The following is a 24,377-nucleotide window of genomic DNA, read 5'->3' as shown; positions in this document are numbered from 1 at the left end:
TCCCCCGATCCTGCTTTTAAGTGACGGTTTGAAGCTGCCTTGCACTGGCGAGCGATTTTTAGTCCGAAATTCCAAATTAAGGCTTTGCACGCCGCAATCGCGAATCCGGTTGACGTTTGCCGCCAATTTGTACAAATGTACAAATTATAAGGTCAAACGAGCAATTGCATGCGTCCCAGCATCCGCGACGTCCTCTTGCGAAATGCCGTCACGCTGTTCGCGGCCAGCGGCTACAACGCTGTTTCCCTGCGCGAGATCGCCAAGGCGGCCGGCGCCAATGTCGGCAGTCTCACCTATCATTTCGGCTCGAAGGCCAATCTTCTGCGTGAAATCTACCAGCACCACACCGAGCCGATGAATGCCCGTCGGCGCGAGCTTCTGGGCGAGGCGCAACGGATCAGCCATCCGGATGAGCGGCTGATGGCGATTCTCCGGGCCTATGTCCTGCCCGCTTTCATTTCGTCTTCGGAGGGCGACGGCGGCGGCGCGGAATTCACCCGCATGCGGGCGGTCCTGTCAGCGGAAGGCAATACCGATGCACGGGCGATCATCGCGGACGCCTTCGACGAAACCAGCCGCGCTTTCATCGACGCTGTCGCCGAATGCGTGCCGGGCGCTTCCCGGGAAGGGTTGGTATGGCGCAGCCAGTTCCTGCTCGGCGCGCTTTATTACGCGCTCATCAATCCCGAGCGGGTGACCCGTCTTTCGCAGGGCGAAGTCGACGGCAACGACCGTGAGGCAGCCGTCGAGCAGATCGTGGCGGCGAGCTATGCGAGCTTCAGGGACCTGGCTGTCGATCCGAGGGAAACAGCAGCCGAAAGCATTCTCCAGGAACAGTCAGCATGAACGATCTTCCAGCACAGGCCGGCCGCAAGCCGGTCTACGCCTTGCCGTCCGGCAGTTGCGATGCCCATTGCCACGTCTTCGGTCCCGGCGCCGTTTTCCCCTATGCGCCCAATCGCAGATACACGCCCGATGACGCACCGAAAGAGGCTCTGGCTGCGTTGCACGCCCGGCTCGGCATCGAGCGCGCGGTGATCGTGCAGGCGAGTTGCCACGGGACCGACAACAGCGCCATGCTCGATGCGATCGCCTGGCGTCCGGACCGCTATCGCGGCGTGGCGATCGTCGACGGCAGTTTCGACGACAGCGCGTTCCGGGACCTTGACGACGGCGGCGTACGCGGGGTGCGGTTCAACTTCGTCCGCCATCTGGGCGGCGCGCCGGACATGGCGGTCTTCGATCGCGTCATCGACAGGATCAAGGGCACCGGCTGGCATGTCGTCCTGCATCTGGACGGTACCGACATCGTGCCGCTTGCCGGGATGATCCGCCGCCTCGCCGTGCCGTTCGTCATCGACCATATGGGCCGGATCGACACAGCGCCCGGCATCGGGCAGCCCGCTTTCCAGGCCCTGCTGGAACTGGCTCGGCAGGAGAATTGCTGGGTCAAGGTTTCCGGTTCCGAGCGCATCTCGCGCTTTCCATTCGATGCTGCTGTCCCGTTCGCGCGGGCGCTGGTGGAGGTCAGCCCCGAGCGGACGCTGTGGGGCAGCGATTTCCCGCATCCCAATCTGGAGGGAGAGGTGGATGAAGCCGATCTCGTCGATCTGGTCCCGCGCTTCGCCATCGACGCCGCCAGCCAGAAGCGGCTGCTCGTCGACAACCCGGCGCGTCTTTACGGTTTCGCCGCCTGAGCGGCTTCATGGGGAGGAATGAAATGCAACAGAACAAAGTTCAAGGCCCAGCAGGCGTCCTGCGCCGCGCTGCCGCGTGGGCGGTGCTGGCGATGGCGGCCGCACTCGGCCTGCCGAGCGCGACACATGCCCAGGATGCTTATCCGTCCCGCGAGATCACGCTGGTGTTGCCGTTCGGTCCCGGCGGCATCGCCGACATCACCGCACGCGTCGTCGCGGAGGACCTCGGTAAAAAGCTCGGACGGCAGATCGTCATCCTGAACCAGCCCGGCGCGGGTGGCGCCACGGCGGCGAGGGCCGTGCTGGATGCGCCCGCGGACGGTTATACGTTGGCCCTGCTTTCGAACGGCACGGCGATCAGCGTGCCGCTGTTCAAGAACCTGCCGTTCGACCCGATTACGGATTTCGTGCCGGTATCGAGCCTTGCCTATTTCGACTTCGTCTTCGTCACCAAGGCCAGCGGCAAGTTCAAGACGCTGAAGGATATTCTCGACGCGGCCAAGGCCAATCCCGGCGCACTCAATGTCGGCACCATCAATGTCGGCTCCAGCCAGAACCTTGCGGCGGAGCTGTTCAAGTCGACGGCGGGGGTGGATTTCACCATCGTGCCGTACAAGGCGACACCTGATCTGCAGGTCGCACTGCTCGGCGAACAGCTGGACATGATCATCGACAGCCAGACGGCGTTGAACGCCGTGTTGCAACAGGACAAGGCGATTGCGCTTGCCTCGTCCGGCCCCGTCCGTTCCAGCCTGTTGCCCGACGTGGCGACGGCACAGGAACAGGGCGTTACGGGCTTCGACGTGACCTCCTGGAACGCTATCTTCGCGCCGAAGGGCACGCCGCCGGAAGTGGTGAGCAAGCTCAATGCGGCGCTTGTGGAGGTTCTGGCCGATCCGGCGCTGAAGAAGCGGTTCGCCGACCTTGGCGTCGAAGCCCGCTCGAGCACGCCGGAAGAGATCGGAAAGCGTCTGGCCGACGACATCAAGAAGTGGTCGGACGTGATCAAGAAGGCAGGCATTCCGCAACAATAGTCCTGCCGGCTTTCGGCAGATAATTTGACAGCCTATGGCGGGCGGCGGTTGAAGGACCGCCGCCCGTTGCATCTGGCTCGCTAACGGGACACGGATAGCCCTTGATCCTCGCCGGCAACGATGCCAAGCCGGTCTCAACGGATCGATACGGTCCCGTGGCGAAGGAAAGCGTAATGGACGATCAAGGCGAGGCAGACCTGCTTGGCGGCCTTTCGGGCGCATTGACGCCGTTCGGCCATCGCCTGATGGCGCGGGTCTATTATGCCGACACCGATTTCTCCGGCGTCGTCTATCACGCCCGCTATCTCGAATTCCTCGAACGTGGCCGTTCGGATTTCCTGCGGCTCGCCGGAGTGGACCACACGGAACTGGCGCAGGGAAAGCATGGCGAGCGCATCGCCTGGGTGGTGCGGCGCATGGAGATCGACTTCAAGAGTCCAGCCCGCATGGACGACATCCTCACCATAGAAACCCGGACCAGGGATATATCCGGCGCGCGCATCTTCATGGCGCAGCGGCTGAAACGCGGTGACGACCTGCTCGTCGAAGCGCAGGTGGAAGCCGCCATCGTCGGAGAGGGCGGGCGGCCACGCCGGTTCCCCAAGGAATGGGTCGCAGCCTTCGTGCCAAAGGCAGATTTCTGATCGTGCCCGCCATTGCCTTAACGGGAAGGCGCGCCATTTTGCAGCGCAGCATGGACCCTAACTGATCCTTAACCATAACGGTTCATGAAGGGATCAGTGAAAATCGCAGGAATCCGAGCGCCTTCGTTTCACCAACATTTGCCCTAAAAAGGCCGCGAGGAGCGCATTTTGGGGCATTCCGGAAGCTTCGCGCCGACGGGCCACAAGGGGTAAGCGCCAAGGGGCTAGCCGCAAGCCAGGCCCGGAAATTCTTAAGGAATGTGAAGATGGAAAATATCGCACTCGCCGAACCGGCGGCGCAATTGTCAATCTGGGCCTTGTTCATGCAGGCCGGCTGGGTGGTCAAGCTGGTGATGCTGGGCCTGCTCGGCGCGTCGATCTGGACCTGGGCGATCATCGTCGACAAGCTCGTCGCCTATGGCCGCATGAAGCTGACGTTGAACCGGTTCGAGCAGGTGTTCTGGTCCGGCCAATCGCTGGAAGAGCTTTACCGCACGCTGGCCGACCGCAAGACGACCGGCATGAGCGCCATCTTCGTGGCCGCCATGCGCGAGTGGAAGAAAAGCTTCGAGAAGGGCGCCAAATCGCCGCTCGGCCTGCAGAACCGCATCGACAAGGCGATGGACCTGGCGCTGACGCGCGAAATGGAACGGCTGGAAGGCCGGCTCGGCTTCCTGGCGACGATCGGTTCGGCGGCGCCGTTCATCGGCCTTTTCGGCACCGTGGTCGGCATCATGACATCGTTCCAGGCGATTGCGGCGTCGAAGAACACCAACCTCTCCGTGGTCGCCCCCGGTATCGCCGAGGCGCTGCTGGCGACCGCAATCGGCCTGCTGGCAGCCATTCCGGCGGTCATCGCCTACAACAAGCTGTCATCCGACGCCGGCAAGCTGGGCGTGCGGATGGAAGGCTTCGCCGACGAGTTCTCCGCCATACTCTCGCGCCAAATCGATGAAAAAGTGGCCCAGCGGGTCTGAGAACCGGGCCTAGGAGCACAACATGGGTATGTCAGTAAGCTCGGGCGGCTCGGGGCGCGGTGGGCGCGGCCACAGGCGTCGCGGCCGTCATCACGGGCTGATCTCCGAAATCAACGTCACGCCGATGGTGGACGTCATGCTGGTGTTGCTCATCATCTTCATGGTCGCGGCACCGATGTTGACCGTCGGTGTGCCGATCGACCTGCCTGAAACGCAGGCGAAGGCCATGAACTCCGATACGCAGCCAATCACTGTGTCCATCGACCAGGCCGGCAAGGTGTTTATCCAGGAGACTGAAATTCCCATCGACGAAGTGGTGCCGAAGCTCGAGGCCATCGCCAAGACCGGTTACGACGAGCGCATCTATGTGCGCGGCGACAAGGTCGCCGACTATGGCACGGTGATGAAGGTCATGGCCCGCATCTCGTCAGCCGGCTACAAGAATCTCGGCCTTGTGACGCTGCAGGAGCAAGACCAGTAATCCCATGAGAGCAGGCTTCACCACATCGGTGATCATGCATGCGGCGCTGATCGGCTTCGGGCTGTTCTCGCTGTCGGCCCCGTCTGCTTTCGAGGTCGCCGATGTCGAGGCGCTGCCCGTCGACATCGTGCCGATGGAAGACATCACGCAGATACAGCAGGGCGACAAGAAAGCGACGATGCAGGAAAAGGCGGCGCCGACGCCGACGCAACGCCCCGACATCGTCGCGGATGCGCAGAAGGCCGGCGAAAACAGCGTCGACACCGACAAGCTGATCACGCCGGAAGCCAAGCCAAAGCCGGTGCAGCAGTCCAACACGCCGCCGCCTTCGCCGACACCGACCGAAAAACCGGCGCAGGAAGATGCACCGAAGCCGAAGGAAGAGGCCAAGCCGACACCGGCTACCGAGGTCGCGCCGAAGCCGCAGCCGAAGGAAGAGGTGAAGCCGGACCCGGTCAAGGAGCCCGACCCGAAGCCGCAGCCAGTGAAAGAGCCTGAGCCTGCGCCGAAGCCGCCGGAGCAGAATACCGCCTCGATCGAAGCGCTTTCCAAGCCTGATCCGGTGGCCGAGGCGATCGCCTCGGAAAAGCCGGTGGAAGAGGCAGTCAAGTTGCCAGACGCGGCACCCGCGCCGCAAGCCAAGCCGCGGCCGCAGCCGGCGCAGGCTGAAACCGCCAAGGCTCCCGAGCGCAAGGACGCCGACAAGCCGGCAAAGGAAGCGGCCTCGAAGCCGAAGTCGGATGAGAAGGAATTCAACGCCGACGACATAGCGGCGCTGCTGGACAAGCAGAAGGCCTCCGGCGGCGGCGCCAAGCGTTCGTCGCAGCAGGCTTCACTGGGCGGCGAGAAAACCACCAGCGGCAACCGGCTTTCCCAGAATGAGATGGACGCGCTGCGCCAGAAACTCGGCGGATGCTGGAGCATTCCCGCCGGGGTCGACGATGCAGAGACGCTGAAAGTGTCGGTGCGCTTTCACCTCGACCGTTCCGGCGCCTTGCAGGACCGGCCCGAAGTCATCAAGGGCGGCGCTTCCTCCGGCCCCGGCCGCACGGCCGCCGAATCCGCGGTGCGCGCGGTGCAGAAGTGCGCGCCCTTCAACCTGCCCACCGACAAATACGACAGCTGGTCGGAAGTGGTGGTCAATTTCGATCCAAGCGACATGTTCTAGGCGTCCGCCCGATGAACATCCGCCAGACAGAAGAACGAGGCTGAACGCATGAAGAAGTTCCTGACGACGCTCATGATGATCGGCGCCATGGCCACAGGCTTGAGCGCGCTCGCGACGCTTCCCGCACGGGCGTTGGTCGAAATCGACGTCAACAAGGGCAATATCGAGCCGCTGCCGATCGCCATCACCGATTTCGCCGCCGGCGACGCGCTGGGCGCGGAAATCTCAGGCATCGTGACCGCCGACCTCAAGCGCTCGGGCCTGTTCGCCCCGATCGACAAGAGCGCGTTTATCGAGAAGATTGCGAATCCGGATGCGGCGCCGCGCTTCGAGGACTGGAAGGTCATCAATGCGCAGGCGCTGGTCACCGGGCGCGTCAGCCAGGAGGCCGACGGGCGCATCCGCGCCGAATACCGGCTGTGGGACACGTTTGCCGGCCAGCAGCTTTCGGGCGAGCAGTTCTTCGCCAACGACGCCAACAAGCGCCGCATCGCCCACATCATCGCCGACGCCATCTATGAGCGGCTGACCGGCGAGAAGGGCTATTTCGATACCCGCGTCGTGTTCATCGACGAATCCGGCGCCAAGAACGCGCGCAAGAAGCGTCTTGCCATCATGGACCAGGACGGCGCCAATGTGCGCTATCTGTCCAATGGCTCGTCCATCGTGCTGACGCCGCGTTTCTCGCCGAACCGGCAGGAAATCACCTATATGTCCTATGAGAGCGGACAGCCGCGCGTGTACCTGCTGCAGATCGAGACCGGGCAGCGTGAGCTCGTCGGCAATTTCCCCGGCATGACCTTTGCGCCGCGGTTCTCGCCGGATGGCCAGAAAGTGATCATGAGCCTGCTGCGCGACGACGGCAATTCCAACATCTTCGCCATGGATCTGCGCAGCCGTTCAACGACGCGGCTGACCAACTCAAACGCGATCGATACCTCGCCCTCCTATTCGCCGGACGGGTCGCAGGTGGTCTTTACCTCCGACCGTGGCGGCCGCGCGCAGATTTACTCCATGAATGCCGACGGGTCCGGCCAGACCCGCATCTCGTTCGGCGACGGCACCTATTCGACGCCGGTCTGGTCGCCGCGCGGCGACCTGATCGCCTTCACCAAGCAATCGGGTAGCGAATTCCAGATCGGCGTGATGCGCACCGACGGTTCGGGTGAGCGCATCCTTTCCTCCGGCTTCCAGCAGGAAGGCCCGACCTGGGCGCCGAACGGCCGCGTGCTGATGTTCTTCCGGGATGCACCCGGGGCCGGCGGGCCGAAACTTGTTTCCGTCGATCTCACCGGCCGCAACGAGCAGCCGATCCCGACGGCCAATTTCGCTTCCGATCCGGCCTGGTCGCCGCTGCTCGAATAAGGCTGCCGCAAAAGCGAAACGATGCGAAATCGGGGCCGAATGGCCCCTTTTTCATGCGGTGGCCGCGTTTTGGCCGTATTTCCGCCTACGGTCCGCGCGCAATGTCATCCCTGCTGAAGAGGCCGTGGACGGCGGTCATAACCGAAATTTAACCGTGTTTCTTGAACGTCGGTTAACCCAAACGTGGTTACTGGCAGATCAATGAAATCACTCGAATTGCGAAGGAGAGGCGGCATGCGCCGTATCGCAGCACTTACCCGAAATCCGGCCATGATCGCTCTGGTCGCCGTGCTGGCTGTCGCCGGCTGCGCCTCCAAGAAAACCCCCAACAGCGCCGCCGACCTTGGCCTTGGCGGAGGCGCCGGCGCTGCATCACCCGGTTCGGCGCAGGACTTCACCGTCAACATCGGCGACCGCATCTTCTTCGACACCGATTCCTCGTCGATCCGCGCCGACGCGCAGCAGACACTCAGCCGCCAGGCCCAGTGGCTCAACCAGTACCGGCAGTACGCCATCGTTGTCGAAGGCCATGCGGACGAACGCGGCACGCGCGAGTACAACATCGCGCTGGGCGCCCGCCGCGCCGCGGCGACCCGTGACTTCCTGATCGGGCGTGGCGTTGCCGGAAACCGGCTGAAGACGATTTCCTACGGCAAGGAACGTCCGGTCGCCGTTTGCGACGACATCTCCTGCTGGTCGCAGAATCGCCGCGCCGTCACCACGCTGAGCGGCGCCGGCAGCTAAACTGCAAGCCGGCACCTTCGGCCGCACAAATACAACACGTGGTTCGGAAAGGCGGCTTTATGGCCGCCTTTTTCGCGTTGTAACGTACAGAAACAAAATTTGGCCGAAGTCTCAGGCCCTGCTAAGAGGCGCATTGCGGCCGATGCCAGCGCAAGGCAGCGGCCGTCGACCGATTTCACCATCCGAGGCGAGAGGCATATGTATTTCAGAACAATCCTGAGCGGCACGCTTGCAGTGCTGCTTCTGTCGGGCGCCGCTTTCGCGGCCGGCAACAACGGTCAATCCGAGAAAGAGGGCGGGTTCTCCTTCCACCTGCCTTCCATCGGTCTGCCGGGCGTGTTCGGCAGCAAAAGCAACAGCGAGAACAACACTCAGGTGGCGCAATCCGATGCCGGCGGCGTCGCCTTGCAGGAACAGCTCCGCGCCATGAACGGCAAGCTCGAGGAACTCAACTTCCAGATCCTGCAGATGCAGGAACAGATGCGCAAGCAGCAGGAAGACAACGAGTTCCGTTTCCAGCAGATCGAAGGCGGCGGATCCGGCGCGCCACAGAAGAAGTCCGACGCCGGCACGACGGACAATAGCAGGATGGCGGCCGCACCCGCCGTCCAGCCGCAGGCGACCGCGCAGCAGCCGGCAACAACGGGGACGGCTCAAGCCGTCCCGCAGCCCTCCGGCCAGTCGGTCGAAGAGGTGATCATAGATTCCGGTAACGGTGAGCCCGGCCAGGTCATCAAGGGCGACCCGGGAAAGACCTTCGGCACGATCACCGTCGACAAGAACGGCAATGTCGTGGATGCAGGGGCCGGCGACCAATCGTCCGCGTCGCCCCCCGCGCAGGCGCCCGCTGCCGCCGGCAACTCGAACGGCACCGTGGTCGCCGCCCTGCCATCGACGAACGATCCAGGCGAACTCTACCGCAACTCCTATCAATTCATCCTGTCGGGCGACTACAGCACCGCCGAGCAGGGCTTTCGCGATCACATTTCGCGTTTCCCGAAGGATTCGCGCGCGGCGGACGCGCACTACTGGCTGGGCGAATCCCTGCTCGGCCAGCAGAAATACCGCGACGCGGCGGAAGTCTTCCTTGCCGCCAGCAAGGACTACCCGAAGGCAAAGAAAGCGCCGGACATGCTGTTGAAGCTGGGCGTTTCGCTGGCCGGCCTGAAGCAGCGCGACGTGGCCTGCGCCACATTTGGCGAGATCGGCAAGCGCTATCCGGAGATTTCCGGCGCGATGAAAGAACGCGTCAAGCAGGAGCGGGCCAACGCTTCGTGCTGAAACGCGAAATTCCTGCCCCGTGCTGATGAGCGTCAGAACCGATTTCGAAGCGCAGGACGATACAAGCGCTTTGCGCGCTCTTTTCCAGACCATCGATTTCACCGGCGGCGCGGTCGTCGCCATTTCCGGCGGCAGCGATTCGACTGCGCTGCTGTTGCTGCTGAAACGATATCTCGCTTCCCTTTCACGAACGCCGAAACTTTTGGCCGTCACCGTTGACCACGCCTTGCGCGCCGATTCGGCGGCCGAGGCCAACGCCGTTGCGCGGCTCAGCGCGGAGCATGGCATCGCTCACCGCATCATGATGTGGTCCGGCCCCAAACCCGCCAGCGGCCTGGCAGCGGCGGCGCGCGATGCACGCTACCGGCTTCTGGCGCAGGCGGCGCGCGAGGCCGGGCTCGGCTCGATCCTGACCGGGCATACCGCCGACGACCAGGCCGAGACGGTGCTGATGCGGCAGGCGCGCGGTGACGGCCGCCCTGACACCGGCCGCGGGCTGGCCGGCATGGCGCCCGCGGCGCTTTATGACGGCAACGTCTGGATCCTGCGGCCCTTTCTCGACGTGCGGCGGCATTGGCTGCGGGAGCGGCTGCGCGCCATGCAGATTGGCTGGATCGACGATCCAAGCAACGAAGATCTGCGATTTGAGCGACCTCGGGTTCGCTCGAGGCTGGAAGGCAACGACAATGCCGTTGTGCAGGCGCTGGACCAGGCTGCCCAAGCGGGGCGGGAGCGTGTCGATCTCGGCCACCGCGCAGCCCACCTCATCGAAAGTCATGCCAGCCATCCGACGCCCGGGCTGCTCCGCCTCGATCCGGCTTTCGCGGCCGACAACGATGACGCCGTGGTCTATGCGCTGCGCATTCTGCTTGCCACCGTCGGCGGTTCGCCGTTCCTGCCCGATGGAGCACGAGTGGCAGCGTTGTTGCACCGCCTGCGGGCTGGTCCGCTTCGCGCCACATTGTCGCGCTCGGTCATCGATAGCAGGCGCGCCGGCATCTTTATCTTTCGCGAGGCTCGCAGCCTGCCTGCTCCAGTGACGGCCGCAGGCGCCATGCTGTGGGATGGTCGCCGGCACATCACTTTCGGCAACGCCGATGACGGATTTTTGATTGCGCCGCTTGGCGTGGCGGCAGGCGCATTCCCCGACTGCGAAAAATGCGACGGTATCCCTGCAAGCCTTGTGCGGAAGGCGAATCAGGCTGAACCGGCTGTCTGGCATGAAAACCTGTGCCTCGGTCCGGTTTTCGCAGGGGTTTCGGATGTGGTCGCATGGCCGATCGCCGCGCCATGGGCGCGGCTTCTGCCGGCCTTCGATCTTGCGCCTGCATCCGCCGTGGCGGCGCTGATCGGGGCGCCTTCAGTTCCTCACCCGCCTTTTAGCGGCCACATTGCCTCTGGATCGTCCAGCAAAGCTTAACCGAGACCCGTGCTTGTGCTTGGCAAGGGAATGCGCTCTCCCTATGTTAGGCTCACGCTCCTCTCAAAGACCCGCACCCGGACTATCCGGCGTGGGCGCCAACGGGACATTAAATGAATCCGAACTATCGCAACCTCGCGCTCTGGGCGATCATCGCGGTCCTGCTCATCGCCCTGTTCAATCTTTTCCAGACGCCCCAGACGCGCGGCGCCTCCACCGACATTCCCTACTCGCAATTCCTGCAGGAAGTCGCGGCCGGACGGGTCAAGACGGTGACCATCGCCGGCGAGCGCATATCGGGCACCTATTCCGATAGTTCGAACGGGTTCCAGACCTATTCGCCCGGCGATACCGCACTGGTATCCCGGCTTGAGGAGAAGAACGTCACCATCAATGCGCGGCCGGAAAGCGATGGCAGCAATTCGCTGTTCGGCTATCTCGTCTCGTGGCTGCCGATGATCCTCATTCTCGGCGTGTGGATATTCTTCATGCGGCAGATGCAGTCCGGATCGGGCCGCGCCATGGGCTTCGGCAAATCCAAGGCAAAGCTCCTGACCGAGGCGCATGGCCGCATCACCTTCCAGGATGTCGCCGGCGTCGATGAGGCCAAGGAAGATCTCGAGGAGATCGTCGAGTTCCTGCGCGATCCGCAGAAGTTCCAGCGGCTGGGTGGCAAGATTCCGCGCGGCGTGCTGCTGGTCGGCCCTCCCGGCACCGGCAAGACGCTGCTCGCCCGATCGGTCGCCGGTGAAGCCAATGTGCCGTTCTTCACCATTTCCGGCTCGGATTTCGTCGAGATGTTCGTCGGCGTCGGCGCGAGCCGCGTGCGCGACATGTTCGACCAGGCCAAGAAGAATGCGCCCTGCATCATCTTCATCGATGAAATCGACGCCGTCGGCCGTCATCGTGGCGCCGGTCTCGGCGGCGGCAATGACGAGCGCGAACAGACGCTGAACCAGTTGCTGGTCGAGATGGACGGTTTCGAATCGAACGAATCCATCATCCTGATCGCCGCCACCAACCGGCCCGACGTGCTGGACCCGGCGCTGCTGCGTCCGGGCCGCTTCGACCGTCAGGTCGTGGTGCCGAACCCAGACATCATCGGCCGCGAGAAAATCCTCAAGGTTCATGTGCGCAACGTGCCGCTGGCCCCGAATGTCGATTTGAAGACTGTGGCGCGCGGTACGCCCGGCTTCTCCGGCGCCGATCTGATGAACCTCGTCAACGAAGCGGCGCTGATGGCGGCCCGCCGCAACAAGCGGCTCGTCACCATGGCCGAGTTCGAGGACGCCAAGGACAAGATCATGATGGGCGCAGAGCGGCGTTCGTCGGCGATGACCCAGGCCGAGAAGGAACTCACGGCCTACCATGAATCCGGCCATGCCATTCTCGCGCTCAACGTTCCATCCGCCGACCCGCTGCACAAGGCGACGATCATTCCGCGCGGCCGGGCGCTCGGCATGGTCATGCAGTTGCCGGAAGGCGACCGCTATTCGATGAGCTACAAGTACATGATCTCGCGCCTTGCCATCATGATGGGTGGGCGCGTGGCGGAGGAGTTCAAGTTCGGCAAGGAAAACATTACGTCCGGCGCTTCGTCCGACATCGAGCAGGCGACCAAGCTGGCGCGCGCCATGGTGACGCGCTGGGGCTTTTCCGACAAGCTCGGCCATGTCGCCTATGGCGACAATCAGGAAGAGGTTTTCCTCGGCCATTCGGTGGCTCGTACGCAGAACGTCTCGGAAGAAACCGCGCAGATCATCGACGCCGAAGTGCGCCGGTTGATCGACGAGGCCTATTCCGCCGCCAAGACGATCCTGACGAAGAAGAAAAAGGACTGGATCGCGCTGGCGGAAGGCCTGCTGGAATACGAGACCCTGTCGGGCGAGGAGATCAAGCAGCTCATCGCCGGGCAGAAGCCCTCGCGCGACCTCGGCGACGATACGCCGACCAGCCGCGGCTCGGCCGTTCCGAAAGCCGGCGGCACCGCCCGCGGCAAGAAGAAGGGTTCGGAGCCGGAAGGTGGGATGGAGCCGCAGCCGTCGAATTAAGGCGCCTCCGTCGCTGAGCGGCGGTCGAATACGGTATCACCTAGGAAACGGCCGCCATTTGGCGGCCGTTTCCTTATGATGTAACAAATCTGCGGCGAGATACGAAGATCAGGAGTGTATTTTGTGAGCGGCATTGACGAGGCCGAGCTTTCCCGGCTGATGCGGGCTGCGATCGCCGGAAATGAAAAGGCTTATGCCGATTTCCTGCACGGGGTGGCGGCGCTTGTGCGCGGCTTTGCCCGCCGCAAGATCGTGCAGGGCGGTGTCGACCCAGAGGATATCGTGCAGGAAACCTTGCTGGCCATCCATACCAAGCGGCACACCTGGCGCAGCGATGCGCCGGTTCTTCCGTGGGTCTACGCGATTGCCCGGTTCAAGCTGATCGACGCGTTCCGTCGGCGCGGACGTCGTATCGAGGTCGAGATCGGCGAGATCGCCGAAACCTATGCCAGTCCTCAAGCCGAGACAGTGAGCGAACGGGACATCGGTCGCGTGCTGGACAGCCTGCCGCCCGGGCAGCGGTTGGTGGTCTCGTCCATTTCCGTCGAGGGACGGTCGATCAGCGAGACAGCCACAACGCTGGGCATGAGCGAAGTCGCCGTGCGGGTGGCGTTGCATCGCGGCCTGGCGGCCATCGCCATGCGGTTTGGAGAGGAACGGGCGTGAAGACGGACGACCTGATCAAGGCTCTGAATGCCGATGCCGCTCACCGGACCATGCCGCTCGGTGCCGCTTGGTGGCTGGCGGCAGCGCTGGCGGCTGCCGTCGCGGCGGCTGTGTTTTTTTCAACCATCGGTCCGCGGCCGGATTTCAATGCCGCCGACCACACCGTGCGCTTTCTGCTCAAATTCGTTTTCGCGGGTTCACTGGCGGTTGCCGCGTTCGCCTGCGTGCGGGCGTTGTCATATCCCGGCGCGTCGGTCCGCAGGCGGCTTCCATGGCTGCTTGCGCCGCTGTTGCTGATGGCCGCCGCCGTCATCGCCGAGATGATCCTGATACCTCGGCAGGATTGGGTGGAACGGCTGATCGGGACGAATATGAAATATTGCCTGATGTTCATTCCGATGATCGGCATCGGTCCGCTTGTCCTGTTCATCGCAGCGCTGCGGTATGGCGCGCCGCCGCGGCCTGGCCTGGCCGGCGCTATGGCAGGCCTTCTTGCCGGAGGGCTGGCGGCGACGTTTTATGCCGCGCATTGCCCCGACGACTCGCCGTTATTTGTCGCCACCTGGTATACGGTCGCGATCGCCGGACTGTCATTGCTGGGGCTGCTTGGCGGGCGGCTTTTCATCCGCTGGTGAATGCCAGGACGTCCCGGCTGTCGCCGGCCTTAGCGGGTCGGGACGGGATGTTCGCCGCGATAATCGTAGAAGCCGCGGCCGGTCTTGCGTCCGAGCCAGCCGGCCTCGACATATTTGACCAGTAGCGGGCAGGGGCGGTACTTCGAATCCGACAGGCCGTCATGCAGCACCTGCATGACCGACAGGCAGGTATCCAGGCCGATGAAATCGGCCAGTTGCAGCGGGCCCATCGGATGGTTGGCGCCGAGCCGCATGGCGGTGTCGATAGCATCGACGGTGCCGACGCCCTCGTAGAGCGTGTAGATCGCCTCGTTGATCATCGGCAGCAGGATGCGGTTGACGATGAAGGCGGGGAAGTCCTCGGAGACGGTGGCCGTCTTGTCGAGCGTCGCGACATAGCCCCTGGCGAGCTCGAAAGTCTGGTCTTCGGTGGCGATGCCGCGCACCAGTTCGACCAGCTTCATCAGTGGCACCGGATTCATGAAATGAATGCCGATGAAGCGTTCAGGACGGTCGGTCTGAGCAGCCAGTCGGGTTATCGAGATCGAGGACGTGTTGGTGGCGAGGATGGCTTCAGGGTTGAGCTGCGGACAGAGCTGGGCGTAAATCTTGCGCTTGATCGTCTCGTCTTCCGTCGCCGCTTCGATGACCAGATCGGCGCCGGCCAGATCCGCCATTGTCGGGGCGGCCGAAATACGCCCCATAGCGTCGTTGCGCAGCTTTTCCTCGAGCTTGCCGGCCCCCACCTGCCGGGCCATATTGCCGCTGACGGTGGCGATGCCCTTCTCGATACGGTCGGTGGAGACGTCGTAAATGAGTACGTTGTAGCCGGCGAGCGCCGAGACATGGGCGATGCCGCCGCCCATCTGGCCCGCGCCGATAATGCCGATCGTTTCGATCTTGCTCATGACACCGATCCCGTCCGACGTTTCCAGCCTGCTTTTTGTGCACTGCAAACTAAAAGGGCGGAGTGACTTCGTCTACGCCACCCTTATCTTATTATGCGGTACGAAGGAGCGTCAAAGCGCCTTTTCGAGTTCCGGCAGTATGACAAAGAGGTCGCCGACGATGCCGTAGTCGGCGACCTGGAAGATAGGAGCTTCCTCGTCCTTGTTGATGGCGACGATGACCTTGCTATCCTTCATGCCGGCCAGATGCTGGATAGCGCCGGAAATGCCGGCGGCGATGTAGAGGTCAGGGGCGACCACCTTGCCGGTCTGGCCGACCTGCCAGTCATTGGGCGCATAGCCGGCATCGACGGCGGCGCGCGAGGCGCCGACGGCTGCGCCCAGCTTGTCGGCGACGGGCAGGATGACCTCGGTGAACTTTTCCGCGGAGCCGAGCGCGCGGCCGCCCGAGATGATGATCTTGGCTGAGGTGAGCTCTGGGCGGTCGCTGTCCGACAATCTGTTCTCGACAAAGGTGGAGAGGCCGGGATTGTCGGCTGCCTTGACCGTTTCGACCGTGGCCGAGCCGCCTTCGGCCGCAGCCGGGAAGGAAGCGGTGCGCACGGTGATAACCTTGGTCTTGTCGCTCGACTGCACCGTCTGGATGGCGTTGCCGGCATAGATGGGCCGCTTGAACGTGTCGGGCGAGACCACTTCGATGATTTCGGACACCTGCTGCACGTCGAGGAGCGCCGCAACGCGCGGGGCGACGTTCTTGCCCGAGGTGGTGGCCGGAGCGACAAGAGTGTCGTAGCCGCCGGCGAGCGACACGACCAAGGCGGCCAGCGGCTCGGCGAGGCGCTCGGCCAGCTCATCGGCTTCCGCCAGAAGCACCTTGCGCACGCCTTTCAGCTTGGCGGCGTCATCGGCGGCAGGTTTCGCGCCCTTGCCGGCGACCAGGATATCGATGTCGGACCCGATCTTGAGGGCGGCCGACAGCGCCTTGCCGGTCTGGTCCGAAAGGCTTGCATTGTCGTGTTCGGCGATGAGGAGAATTGCCATTGTTTTGTCCTTTCCCGATCGCTTACAGAACGCCAGCGGATTTGAGGCTGGAGACCAGCTCCGCCACTGTCTTGACCTTGACGCCGGCCTTGCGGCCGCCCGGCTCCTCGGTCTTCAGAACCTTGAGCCGCGGCGAGACGTCGGCGCCGAAATCGGCGGCGGTCTTTTCATCCAGCGGCTTCTTCTTGGCCTTCATGATGTTGGGCAGGGAAGCATAGCGCGGCTGGTTCAACCGCAGATCGACCGTCACGACCGCCGGCATCTTCAACTCCACCGTCTGCAGCCCGCCATCGACCTCGCGCGTCACCTTGGCCTTGTCGCCGGTCAACTCCACCTTGGAGGCGAAGGTGCCCTGCGCCCAGCCGAGCAGCGCGGCCAGCATCTGGCCTGTCTGGTTCGAATCGTCATCGATCGCCTGCTTGCCGAGGATCACCAGACCGGGCTGCTCGGCGTCCACCACGCCCTTCAGCACCTTGGCGACACCCAACGGCTCCACCGCCTCGTCGACCTTGACCAGGATCGCCCGGTCGGCACCCATGGCGAGCGCGGTGCGCAGCGTTTCCTGCGCCTGCTGCGGGCCGATCGACACGACGATGATCTCCTCGACCTTGCCGGCCTCTTTCAGGCGGATCGCTTCTTCAACCGCGATCTCGTCAAACGGGTTCATCGCCATCTTGACGTTGGCAAGCTCGACGGCCGAGCCGTCGGCCTTGACGCGAACCTTCACATTCGCATCGACAACACGTTTGACCGGGACCAGTACTTTCATCTCAACCTCACCTCTCATGATGTCGGCTTGCTGATAGCAGCGCTTGCTTGCTGGGAGTTGCCGAATGCCGACATTCCTGGCCGAATTCCGTTTTCCGGGCGCAGCTCAACCAGCTTCCGAAAGCGGGCGGACCGTAGTTGCGGGCAACCTGCACGTCAATACGCGCGAAATGCCAAAATCGGTTGAATTATGTCGCTTTACTGCCGCCCCCAGCGTGGCGCCGGCGCTGCCTCGACAGGCTCCACGGCACTCTTCTGCTCGACCTTGACCGAGCGGGGCGTGACGATCTGCTTGTCCATCAGGGGAACGTCACGTCGCCGCAGGATCAGCACCAGAATGGCGCCCGCGACGATGCCGCCGACATGGCAGGCCCACGACACCTGGTCCTCGCCGCCGGCCAAAAACATGACGAATTGCAACAGAATCCACAATGCCAGCGTGATATAGGCCGGGATGCGCAGCGGAATTCGGCCGAAGGCCAGGATCCAGATTTTGACCCGCGGATGCAGGATCAGGTAGGCCGCGACGACGCCGGCAATGGCGCCCGACGCGCCGATCAGCGGTTCGCGCGAATCCGGCGCCACGAAGCCGTGCACGAACGCGCCGGCGACCGCGCATAACAGGTAGAAGACCAGATAGCGGACATGGCCGAGCGCGTCCTCGACATTGTCGCCGAACACCCACAGGAACAGCATGTTGCCGCCCAGGTGAAAGATGTCTGCATGCAGGAAGGCATAGGTGACGTAGCTGAAGGTTTCCGGAATGACGACGAGCTGTGTTGGCAGTTCGGCGGTGTCATGGACCACCGAGGGGATGAAGCCCAGCCCGAGGACCGTGGCCATCGAGAATTGTTCACCACCCAGCGTCGTGGCCAGGTAGATGAGCACGTTCGCGGCGATCAGCCCGATCGTGACGTATTGCAGCTTGATGTAGTGGAGGCTGTTGGCGTCGTGCAGCGGAATGAACATTCAGGCGTCGCCCCCGATCATCCGCCCCGACGAGATTGTCAGCGGTTCTTGCCCGGAACCCATAACACATCGGCATTTCCGTTGTCATTGACCGCGCGGGCGGCGACGAACAGGAAATCCGAGACGCGGTTCATGTATTTCATGCCCTCGCGGTTGACGTGCTCGGCCGGATTGGCAGCCAGCGCGACCATGACCCTTTCGGCGCGCCTTGCGACGGTGCGCGCCAGATGCAGCGCAGCGGCGGCCGGTCTGCCGCCATTGAGCACGAAGGATTTCAGCGGCTGCAGTTCGCGGTTGAGCAGGTCGATGTCCTTCTCCAGCCGTTCAACCTGGCCGGCAATGATCCGCAGCGGCTCGTACTCCAACGGCTTGCCATCCTCCGGCACGGTGAGATCGGCGCCAAGGTCGAAGAGATCGTTCTGGATGCGGGCGAGCATGGCGTCGATCTGCGGATGGTCTGCCGCCGTATGCAGCCGGGCCAGACCGATACAGGCGTTGGCTTCATCGACTACGCCGCAGGCTTCGATGCGCAGGTCGGCCTTTGAGCGGCGCTCGCCGGTGCCAAGTCCGGTCGTGCCATCGTCGCCGGTGCGGGTGTATATCTTGTTCAGCTTCACCATCGACGTGCAGCCTTAGCTTCGGGTGAAATAGAAGGCGGCCAGGATCAGCACCAGAGCGACGAACTGCAGCAGGACGCGCGCCTGCATGAGCTTGTTCGAGGTGACGCCGTCGCCGCCGCGCATCATGTTGATCAGGCCGCGAGCCAGGACAACCACGACGGCGAACATAACGATGACGGCGAGAATGTTGAAGACGGTTGCCATGGCGGCTCCAGTTCGGTTTGCGCTCAGGCGTGACGCGCCAGGATGCGATAGAGAAGCGAGGCCGGCAACATGCGCCTGAGCAGGACGCCGATTTTCGCCGGCATTGTTATCACATAGTGCGGGCGGGGACGCCGCGACAGAAGCGCATGGCGAAGCGCGGCATAAACGATGGCTGGCTCTGCCTTGAGGTCGGGGCGCTTGCCGCCGCTTCGCATGTCTTCCATCTGCGCCCGGTACCCGGCCCGGTGTGCCGAATGCCCGTAGTCGATGTTCCGCAGGAACCACATCATGCCGTTGGCGTGGATCTTCGAGTCCACCGAGCCGGGCTCGATCATCGATACATGGATGCCGCTGCCGCCGAGTTCCATGCGCAGGCTCGTCATCAGCCCCTCCAGCGCATATTTCGAGGCGCAGTAGGCGCCGCGGTATCGTGCCGGCAGCAGGCCGAGGATGGAGGAACAGTTGACGATGCGGCCCTCGCCCTGACTGCGCATGACGGGAATCGCGCGCCGCGTCAGATCGTGCCAGCCGAAGAAATTGGCCTCGAACTGCTCCCGCAGCGCCTCTACGGGCAGGTCTTCGACCGCGCCGGCCTGCGCGTGGGCGCCGTTGTTGTAGAGCGCATCCAGCCGCCCGCCTGTGCGTTCCATGACCGAAGCGAACATCGCTTCGATTGACTGCGGCTCGCGATAATCCATGTAGAAGGCTTCGATGCCCTCGGCTGCAAGAGCCTCCAGATCCTTCGGCTTGCGGGCTGTGGCGAAAACCCGCCAACCGTCGGCCTTGAGCGCCCGCGCGCAGAAAGCGCCGATGCCCGAGGAGGCGCCGGTGACGATAATGCTGCGCAACTCTTCGTGCGGGGGAACCGTAGTTCCTTCAAGGCTTGCCATTTGCCGCAATCACTTCCCATATTCGCGGGCCGGATACAATCTCAGGACGGATCCTTGCTGCGCAACATCGTCGCCCTCAAACGCGTGCTCTATGACGCGCTCGGCCACTTCAACACCGACGATGGGTGGGCGATGGCCAGTCATCTGGCGATCACCGCGCTGATGGCGCTGTTTCCGTTCCTTATCTTCGCCACGACACTGGCAAGTTTCCTCGGCGCGCAGGCCTTCGCCGACACAGCGGTGCATCTGGTGTTCGACACTTGGCCGGAGCAGATCGCCAATCCGATTGCACGCGAAGTGCTGAATGTGCTTACCGTGCAGCGCACCGACCTGTTGACCTATGGCGTCCTGCTGGCAGCCTTCTTCGCTTCCAACGGCATCGAAGCGCTTAGAACCTCGCTCAACCGCGCCTACCGCGTGTCGGAGACCCGCGGCATCATTTACAGGCGGGTCCAGAGCATCGCTTTCGTCATGATCGCCACGCTGGGCTTCCTGGTCATAAGCGTCCTGCTGGTTTTCGCGCCCATCCTGGCGCGCCTGGCGGAAGCCAATTTCGTGTGGATCAAGCCTTATATGGGGACGATCACGCTTTGGCGGTTCATCATCGCCTCGACGGTGATCGTTGCCGGCCTGTTCGCGGTGCATATCTGGCTGCCGGCGGGCAAGCGCCGGTTTGTCTCGATCGTGCCCGGCATCATTTTCACGCTGATCGCCTGGCTGATCGGCTCGACCGTCTTCGCCACCTATCTTGACCACTTCTCGTCCTATGTGACGACCTATGCGGGCCTCGCCTCGATCATGATCGCGGTGGTCTTCCTTTACATTGTCTCGGCGATCTTCATCCTTGGCGGAGAACTCAACGCCGCCATCAGCCGCTATCTGGAAGCGCGGGCGCGTGTCGGCGGCTGAGCCGTGGCCAGACCGACGCCCAGGGTGGCGATCGCCATGCCACCAATCTGGACAAGGTTGAGCGTCTCGCCGAACAGCGCCCAGGCGATGACCGCGGTGGCCGCCGGAACCAGATAGAACAGCGAGGCGACCTTCGACATCTCGCCGTCGCGGATCATCGCCATCAGCAGGTAGACGGCGCCGATCGACAGGACGAGCACCAGCCAAGCCATGGCGAAAATCAGTTCGCCATTGATGATGACAGTGCCGGTTTCCAACCCGAGTGACGCCAGCGTCATGATCGTCGCACCGCCGACATACTGCCAGAAGGTGGCGGCGACGAGATTGCCGCCGGAGGCGAAGCGCTTCTGCCAGACGGTGCCCAGGCTCATTGCGAAAACCGAGACGATGGTTGCTGCCAACGTCGCCGTGGTCACGCCGCTGCCCAGCGCGCCAAGCCTTGGCCAAAGCACGATCACCACTCCGGCAAAGCCGGCGGCAAGGCCGATCCAATGGCGCGGCAGGATCTTTTCGCCCAGCAGCTTGCCCGCCAGCACGGCGGTGATCAGCGGCTGCAGTCCGACGATCAGTGCGGCGAAACCCGCCGGCAGGCCGCGATGGATCGCCCAGAACACGCCGCCAAGATAGACGCCGTGCATGAGGACGCCGGCGCCAGCCGCGTGCATCGCTTCGGTCCTTGAAAGTCCCCTGGAGCCGAAAGCCAACATCGCCACGCCGAGAATGACGAAGGCAAGGATGAAGCGCACCACCAGGAAGGCGAACGGCTCAGCCCATGGCATGGCGTAGCGCGCGCCGATGAAGCCGGTCGCCCACAGGATCACGAAGGTGCCGGGAAGGAATGTCTTGAGGTTCGGCATGATGTCGGCGTCTGTACGGATTGGCGCGTTCATTCACAACGCAAAAGCATTGAAGATGCGATCAGTTTCGCTGGAACTCATGTCCGCCTAGCGGGCAGGGCCAATCATCCGCCTGATGTCTTCCGGCGCAAAGCCGGCCTGGCGCAGCGCCGCCAGCCCCGTATCCCGCTGGCTTTTGGAGAGCTTGCGACCATCCGGGCCGAGGATAAGCGGGTGATGGAGATAGCGCGGTTCCGGCAGACCGAGCAGGCACTGCAGCAGGCGCTGGACGCCGGTGGCCAGTTGCAGGTCAATGCCCCGCACGACATGGGTGACGCCTTGCAGCGCATCGTCGACCACGACGGCCAGATGATAGCTTGTCGGGATATCGCGGCGGGCGATGACGACATCGCCCCAGTCCTGTGGGCGGGTTTCGACGGTCCGGGTCTCCGTCAATGTCTGTTCGGTGAATTCGGTCCATGACAGCGGGCCGCCAGCCCGTTCCACCGCCTTTTCCATGTCGAGCCGCCAGGCGAAGGGTTCGCCTTCGGCCATCCGCGCCTTGCGTTCCTTCATCGGCATGGATTTATCAAGTCCCGGATAGACCGGCACGCCATCGGGGTCGCGCGGCCAGGAACGGCCCTGTCTTTCGCTATCGGCAATGAAGGCGCGGATGTCACCACGGCTCATAAACGCTGGATAGACCAGACCTTCATCGACAAGGCGTTCGAGCACGGATTGGTATTGGTCGAAATGCGCTGACTGCCGCCGCACCGGCATTTCCCATTCGATTCCCAGCCATTCGAGATCGCGGTAGATGCCAGCCTCGAATTCCGGTGTGCAGCGGGTCGTGTCGATATCCTCGATGCGCAGCAGGAACCTGCCACCGAACATCCGCGCCAGCTTTGCGTTGAGGAATGCCGAATAGGCGTGGCCGAGATGTAGTTCGCCGTTCGGGCTGGGGGCGAAGCGGAATGTCAGGAGGCTCATGATCCGGCAACAAATGGGTGTGCGGGGTTCACACGGATTGCTACCTTGCGCCATCTGGAAGAACAAGGAAACCATGCAGCGCATCGTCACACCGGAACATGTCTTGGAAGGCCTTGATGCACTGTGCGCGCTCGACCGGCGGCTGGAGGCCGTGCGCGGAAGGGCGGGCGAGGTGCCGCTGCGGCTGTCGGAGCCCGGCTTCCGAAGCCTCGCCTCGATCATCGTGTCGCAGCAGGTGTCGCGCGCCAGCGCCGATGCCATTTTCGGGCGGTTGACCATCTTGCTCGACCCGTTGACGCCGGAAGCCGTGCTGACGGCTGGCGAGGAGGTTTTTCGCGAAGCCGGATTGTCCCGCCCCAAACAGCGCGGCCTGCTGGCGGCTGCGCAGGCCGTGGCCGATGGGCTCGACCTGCATCATCTGTGCTCGCTCGACGCCGAGGCCGCCATTGCCGCGCTGACCGCCGTGCCCGGTATTGGCACGTGGACGGCGGAAGTCTACCTGCTGTTCGCGGCCGGGCACCCCGATATTTTCCCGGCGCGCGACGTTGCCCTGCAGAGCGCGGTCGGACATGCGCTGGGGATCGAACCGCGTCCGCCCGAGAAAGCGCTGATCGCGCTGGCCGAATCATGGAGCCCATGGCGGGGCGTCGCCGCGAGGCTTTTCTGGGCCTATTACCGTGAAATGAAGGGCAGGGACGCCGTTCCGCCGGCCTGAGCCGCAAAAAAGCTTTGAAATCATGCATTTTTGATCTGGCGTGCGGCGCGCAAGGCGCTTCACATCCATGTCACATCCGGCTTACAGTATCCGGGCCGATCGGTTCGAGAACCAAGGAGGTAAGCGAAGTGACGGTTGCCGTATCTCCGGATGGGCTGCCAGCGCTGGTGCTGAATGCGGACTATCGCCCGCTCAGCTATTACCCTTTGTCGCTCTGGTCCTGGCAGGACGCCATCAAGGCGGTTTTTCTCGAGCGGGTAAACATCGTCGCCGAATATGAGCACGCGGTTTCCTCGGCCAATTTCTCAATGAGACTGCCGAGCGTCGTCAGCCTCAAGGCTTATGTAAAGCCGTCCCGGCATCCGGCCTTCACCCGCTTCAACGTCTTCCTGCGCGACCGCTTCCAGTGCCAGTATTGCGGCACGCCGGAGGATCTGACTTTCGACCATGTCGTGCCACGCCATCGCGGCGGCGCCACCACCTGGGAAAATGTCGTCGCCGCCTGCTCGCCCTGCAATCTGCGCAAGGGCGGCCTGATGCCGGCGCAAGCGAAGATGTGGCCGCTGCAGAAGCCGTTCCAGCCGACGGTGCACGACCTGCACAACAATGGCCGGCTGTTCCCGCCCAACCATCTGCATGAGAGTTGGATGGATTATCTCTACTGGGATGTCGAGCTCGAACCGTAGAGTTCGCCGAGAATTCGCGAGGACGGTCGCCTGACGCGGTTTGCTGCGCTTTCCGGGGCTCACGGACCGAATGTCCGCTGCGCTCCGGTTCTCGCGAACCACGCCATCCGACTCGTCCTTGCAAATCCTGTGGCGAACTCTGCGCTGTACTCAGGTTCAATCGCGCGCAAACGCACCCTTGAAGGCAATGGCGCCGAGGATGAGGGCGGCAATCGCCTGCCAGCCGGCCAGCGACAGGCCTAGGATGCGCAGCGCCGCCTTGTCGCAGGAGGGCGGCACGAACTTGTCGAGCGAATCCAGCACGCCGTTGCCGCCGGTGTCGACGGGAGCGGCGACATTGGTGCAGTCGGTCGGCCCCGGCCACCAGCCCCATTCAACGCCAGAATGAAAAATACCGAGATAGAGACCGTACAACATCAGCAGGCCGCCGAGCGCCAGCAGCCCGCGCGATATCCAGGACGGCAGGCGAAGCACCGAGGCAAGGAAGGCGAGCACCATCAGCGGGATGCCGACGTAGTAGGGAATGCGTTGCTCGTAGCAGAGCTTGCAGGGGATGTAGCCGCCGATGTACTGGAAAGCTAGGGCCGAACCGACCGTCGCCGCCATGGCGATGGCCAGAAAGCCGGAAATCCAGGCCCGCAGGCGGGACGGATTGGCATCTGTCGATATCACTGTCAT

Annotated in this window: 27 protein-coding genes; 17 read left to right on the top strand and 10 right to left on the bottom strand. The window is 63.3% G+C overall.

The features are described 5' to 3' along the window. Positions 1–168: 168 nt before the first annotated feature. From ASD44_RS11855 to ASD44_RS11790, 14 genes are all read left to right on the top strand, one after another. Positions 169–846 carry a TetR/AcrR family transcriptional regulator gene (locus tag ASD44_RS11855; RefSeq protein ID WP_056112060.1) on the top strand — a complete coding sequence of 226 codons (678 nt, stop codon included), beginning with the start codon at positions 169–171 and terminating at the stop codon, positions 844–846. Then, positions 843–1,697, top strand: a complete 855-nt coding sequence (locus ASD44_RS11850; protein ID WP_056112057.1) for an amidohydrolase family protein — start codon at positions 843–845, stop codon at positions 1,695–1,697. The genes ASD44_RS11855 and ASD44_RS11850 overlap by 4 nt, the downstream gene beginning before the upstream one ends. A 23-nt stretch (positions 1,698–1,720) precedes the next feature. Next, positions 1,721–2,731, top strand: a complete 1,011-nt coding sequence (locus ASD44_RS11845) for a tripartite tricarboxylate transporter substrate-binding protein (protein ID WP_056112054.1) — start codon at positions 1,721–1,723, stop codon at positions 2,729–2,731. Between the two features lie 173 nt (positions 2,732–2,904). Further along, on the top strand, positions 2,905–3,375 hold the full coding sequence (gene ybgC / locus ASD44_RS11840; protein ID WP_056115992.1) for a tol-pal system-associated acyl-CoA thioesterase: 471 nt from the start codon (positions 2,905–2,907) through the stop codon (positions 3,373–3,375). Between the two features lie 266 nt (positions 3,376–3,641). Then, positions 3,642–4,352, top strand: a complete 711-nt coding sequence (gene tolQ, locus ASD44_RS11835; protein WP_056112052.1) for a protein TolQ — start codon at positions 3,642–3,644, stop codon at positions 4,350–4,352. 22 nt (positions 4,353–4,374) lie between these two features. Further along, positions 4,375–4,833, top strand: a complete 459-nt coding sequence (gene tolR / locus ASD44_RS11830; protein WP_056112050.1) for a protein TolR — start codon at positions 4,375–4,377, stop codon at positions 4,831–4,833. A gap of 4 nt (positions 4,834–4,837) precedes the next feature. Beyond that, on the top strand, positions 4,838–6,001 hold the full coding sequence (locus ASD44_RS11825) for a cell envelope integrity protein TolA (protein WP_056112047.1): 1,164 nt from the start codon (positions 4,838–4,840) through the stop codon (positions 5,999–6,001). Between the two features lie 48 nt (positions 6,002–6,049). After that, complete coding sequence (tolB, locus tag ASD44_RS11820; protein ID WP_056112044.1) at positions 6,050–7,366, top strand: Tol-Pal system beta propeller repeat protein TolB; 1,317 nt, start codon at positions 6,050–6,052, stop codon at positions 7,364–7,366. Between the two features lie 234 nt (positions 7,367–7,600). Beyond that, entirely contained in the window at positions 7,601–8,110 is a 510-nt protein-coding gene (gene pal / locus ASD44_RS11815; protein WP_056112041.1) for a peptidoglycan-associated lipoprotein Pal, read from the top strand. A gap of 198 nt (positions 8,111–8,308) precedes the next feature. After that, entirely contained in the window at positions 8,309–9,391 is a 1,083-nt protein-coding gene (ybgF, locus tag ASD44_RS11810; RefSeq protein WP_056112037.1) for a tol-pal system protein YbgF, read from the top strand. 25 nt (positions 9,392–9,416) lie between these two features. After that, entirely contained in the window at positions 9,417–10,811 is a 1,395-nt protein-coding gene (tilS, locus tag ASD44_RS11805; RefSeq protein WP_056112035.1) for a tRNA lysidine(34) synthetase TilS, read from the top strand. 113 nt (positions 10,812–10,924) lie between these two features. Beyond that, a complete protein-coding gene (ftsH, locus tag ASD44_RS11800; protein WP_056112032.1) occupies positions 10,925–12,862 on the top strand; it encodes an ATP-dependent zinc metalloprotease FtsH in 1,938 nt (645 codons plus the stop codon). 123 nt (positions 12,863–12,985) lie between these two features. Then, on the top strand, positions 12,986–13,528 hold the full coding sequence (locus ASD44_RS11795) for a sigma-70 family RNA polymerase sigma factor (protein WP_056115988.1): 543 nt from the start codon (positions 12,986–12,988) through the stop codon (positions 13,526–13,528). Next, positions 13,525–14,163 carry an NrsF family protein gene (locus ASD44_RS11790; protein ID WP_056112029.1) on the top strand — a complete coding sequence of 213 codons (639 nt, stop codon included), beginning with the start codon at positions 13,525–13,527 and terminating at the stop codon, positions 14,161–14,163. Before ASD44_RS11795 ends, ASD44_RS11790 begins: the two co-directional genes overlap by 4 nt. A gap of 29 nt (positions 14,164–14,192) precedes the next feature. Here the strand turns inward: ASD44_RS11790 and ASD44_RS11785 are convergent, their stop codons facing one another. The 7 genes from ASD44_RS11785 to ASD44_RS11755 all read right to left on the bottom strand — a co-directional run bounded on the left by ASD44_RS11785 (position 14,193) and on the right by ASD44_RS11755 (position 19,563). Beyond that, entirely contained in the window at positions 14,193–15,071 is an 879-nt protein-coding gene (locus ASD44_RS11785; RefSeq protein WP_056112027.1) for a 3-hydroxybutyryl-CoA dehydrogenase, read from the bottom strand. Between the two features lie 111 nt (positions 15,072–15,182). Further along, the gene (locus tag ASD44_RS11780) at positions 15,183–16,112 is read right to left on the bottom strand and encodes an electron transfer flavoprotein subunit alpha/FixB family protein (RefSeq protein WP_056112023.1); all 930 of its coding nucleotides are present in this window, start codon (positions 16,110–16,112) and stop codon (positions 15,183–15,185) included. A gap of 22 nt (positions 16,113–16,134) precedes the next feature. After that, entirely contained in the window at positions 16,135–16,881 is a 747-nt protein-coding gene (locus tag ASD44_RS11775; RefSeq protein WP_056112019.1) for an electron transfer flavoprotein subunit beta/FixA family protein, read from the bottom strand. A gap of 197 nt (positions 16,882–17,078) precedes the next feature. Then, on the bottom strand, positions 17,079–17,849 hold the full coding sequence (locus ASD44_RS11770) for a rhomboid family intramembrane serine protease (protein ID WP_056112016.1): 771 nt from the start codon (positions 17,847–17,849) through the stop codon (positions 17,079–17,081). Between the two features lie 38 nt (positions 17,850–17,887). After that, positions 17,888–18,469: a cob(I)yrinic acid a,c-diamide adenosyltransferase gene (locus ASD44_RS11765; protein WP_056112012.1), complete on the bottom strand. Its 582-nt coding sequence runs from the start codon at positions 18,467–18,469 to the stop codon at positions 17,888–17,890. 12 nt (positions 18,470–18,481) lie between these two features. Next, positions 18,482–18,673, bottom strand: a complete 192-nt coding sequence (locus ASD44_RS11760; RefSeq protein WP_056112008.1) for a twin transmembrane helix small protein — start codon at positions 18,671–18,673, stop codon at positions 18,482–18,484. A gap of 23 nt (positions 18,674–18,696) precedes the next feature. After that, positions 18,697–19,563, bottom strand: coding sequence for an SDR family oxidoreductase (locus ASD44_RS11755; RefSeq protein WP_082542458.1), 867 nt, complete (start codon positions 19,561–19,563; stop codon positions 18,697–18,699). 54 nt (positions 19,564–19,617) lie between these two features. On the opposite strand from ASD44_RS11755, the gene ASD44_RS11750 reads away from it, so the two are divergent. Continuing rightward, entirely contained in the window at positions 19,618–20,472 is an 855-nt protein-coding gene (locus ASD44_RS11750; protein WP_056112003.1) for a YihY/virulence factor BrkB family protein, read from the top strand. Here the strand turns inward: ASD44_RS11750 and ASD44_RS11745 are convergent. Next, on the bottom strand, positions 20,439–21,329 hold the full coding sequence (locus ASD44_RS11745) for a DMT family transporter (protein ID WP_056115985.1): 891 nt from the start codon (positions 21,327–21,329) through the stop codon (positions 20,439–20,441). The genes ASD44_RS11750 and ASD44_RS11745 overlap by 34 nt on opposite strands. An 87-nt stretch (positions 21,330–21,416) precedes the next feature. Next, entirely contained in the window at positions 21,417–22,298 is an 882-nt protein-coding gene (gluQRS, locus tag ASD44_RS11740) for a tRNA glutamyl-Q(34) synthetase GluQRS (protein ID WP_056112000.1), read from the bottom strand. A 73-nt stretch (positions 22,299–22,371) separates the two neighbouring features. Between gluQRS and ASD44_RS11735 the strand changes: the two genes are divergently transcribed. Together ASD44_RS11735 and ASD44_RS11730 are read left to right on the top strand one after the other, a co-directional pair. Continuing rightward, a complete protein-coding gene (locus ASD44_RS11735; RefSeq protein WP_056111996.1) occupies positions 22,372–23,013 on the top strand; it encodes a DNA-3-methyladenine glycosylase in 642 nt (213 codons plus the stop codon). 128 nt (positions 23,014–23,141) lie between these two features. Beyond that, entirely contained in the window at positions 23,142–23,699 is a 558-nt protein-coding gene (locus tag ASD44_RS11730) for an HNH endonuclease (RefSeq protein WP_056111994.1), read from the top strand. A 156-nt stretch (positions 23,700–23,855) separates the two neighbouring features. On the opposite strand, the gene ASD44_RS11725 is transcribed toward ASD44_RS11730, so the two are convergent. Then, positions 23,856–24,377, bottom strand: a complete 522-nt coding sequence (locus tag ASD44_RS11725) for a disulfide bond formation protein B (RefSeq protein WP_056111991.1) — start codon at positions 24,375–24,377, stop codon at positions 23,856–23,858.

Origin of the sequence: Mesorhizobium sp. Root554 (genome assembly GCF_001427025.1) — a bacterium.
Lineage (GTDB): Bacteria > Pseudomonadota > Alphaproteobacteria > Rhizobiales > Rhizobiaceae > Mesorhizobium.
Note: the sequence above shows the minus strand (reverse complement) of the source record. Positions and strands in the feature narration are given on the sequence as shown.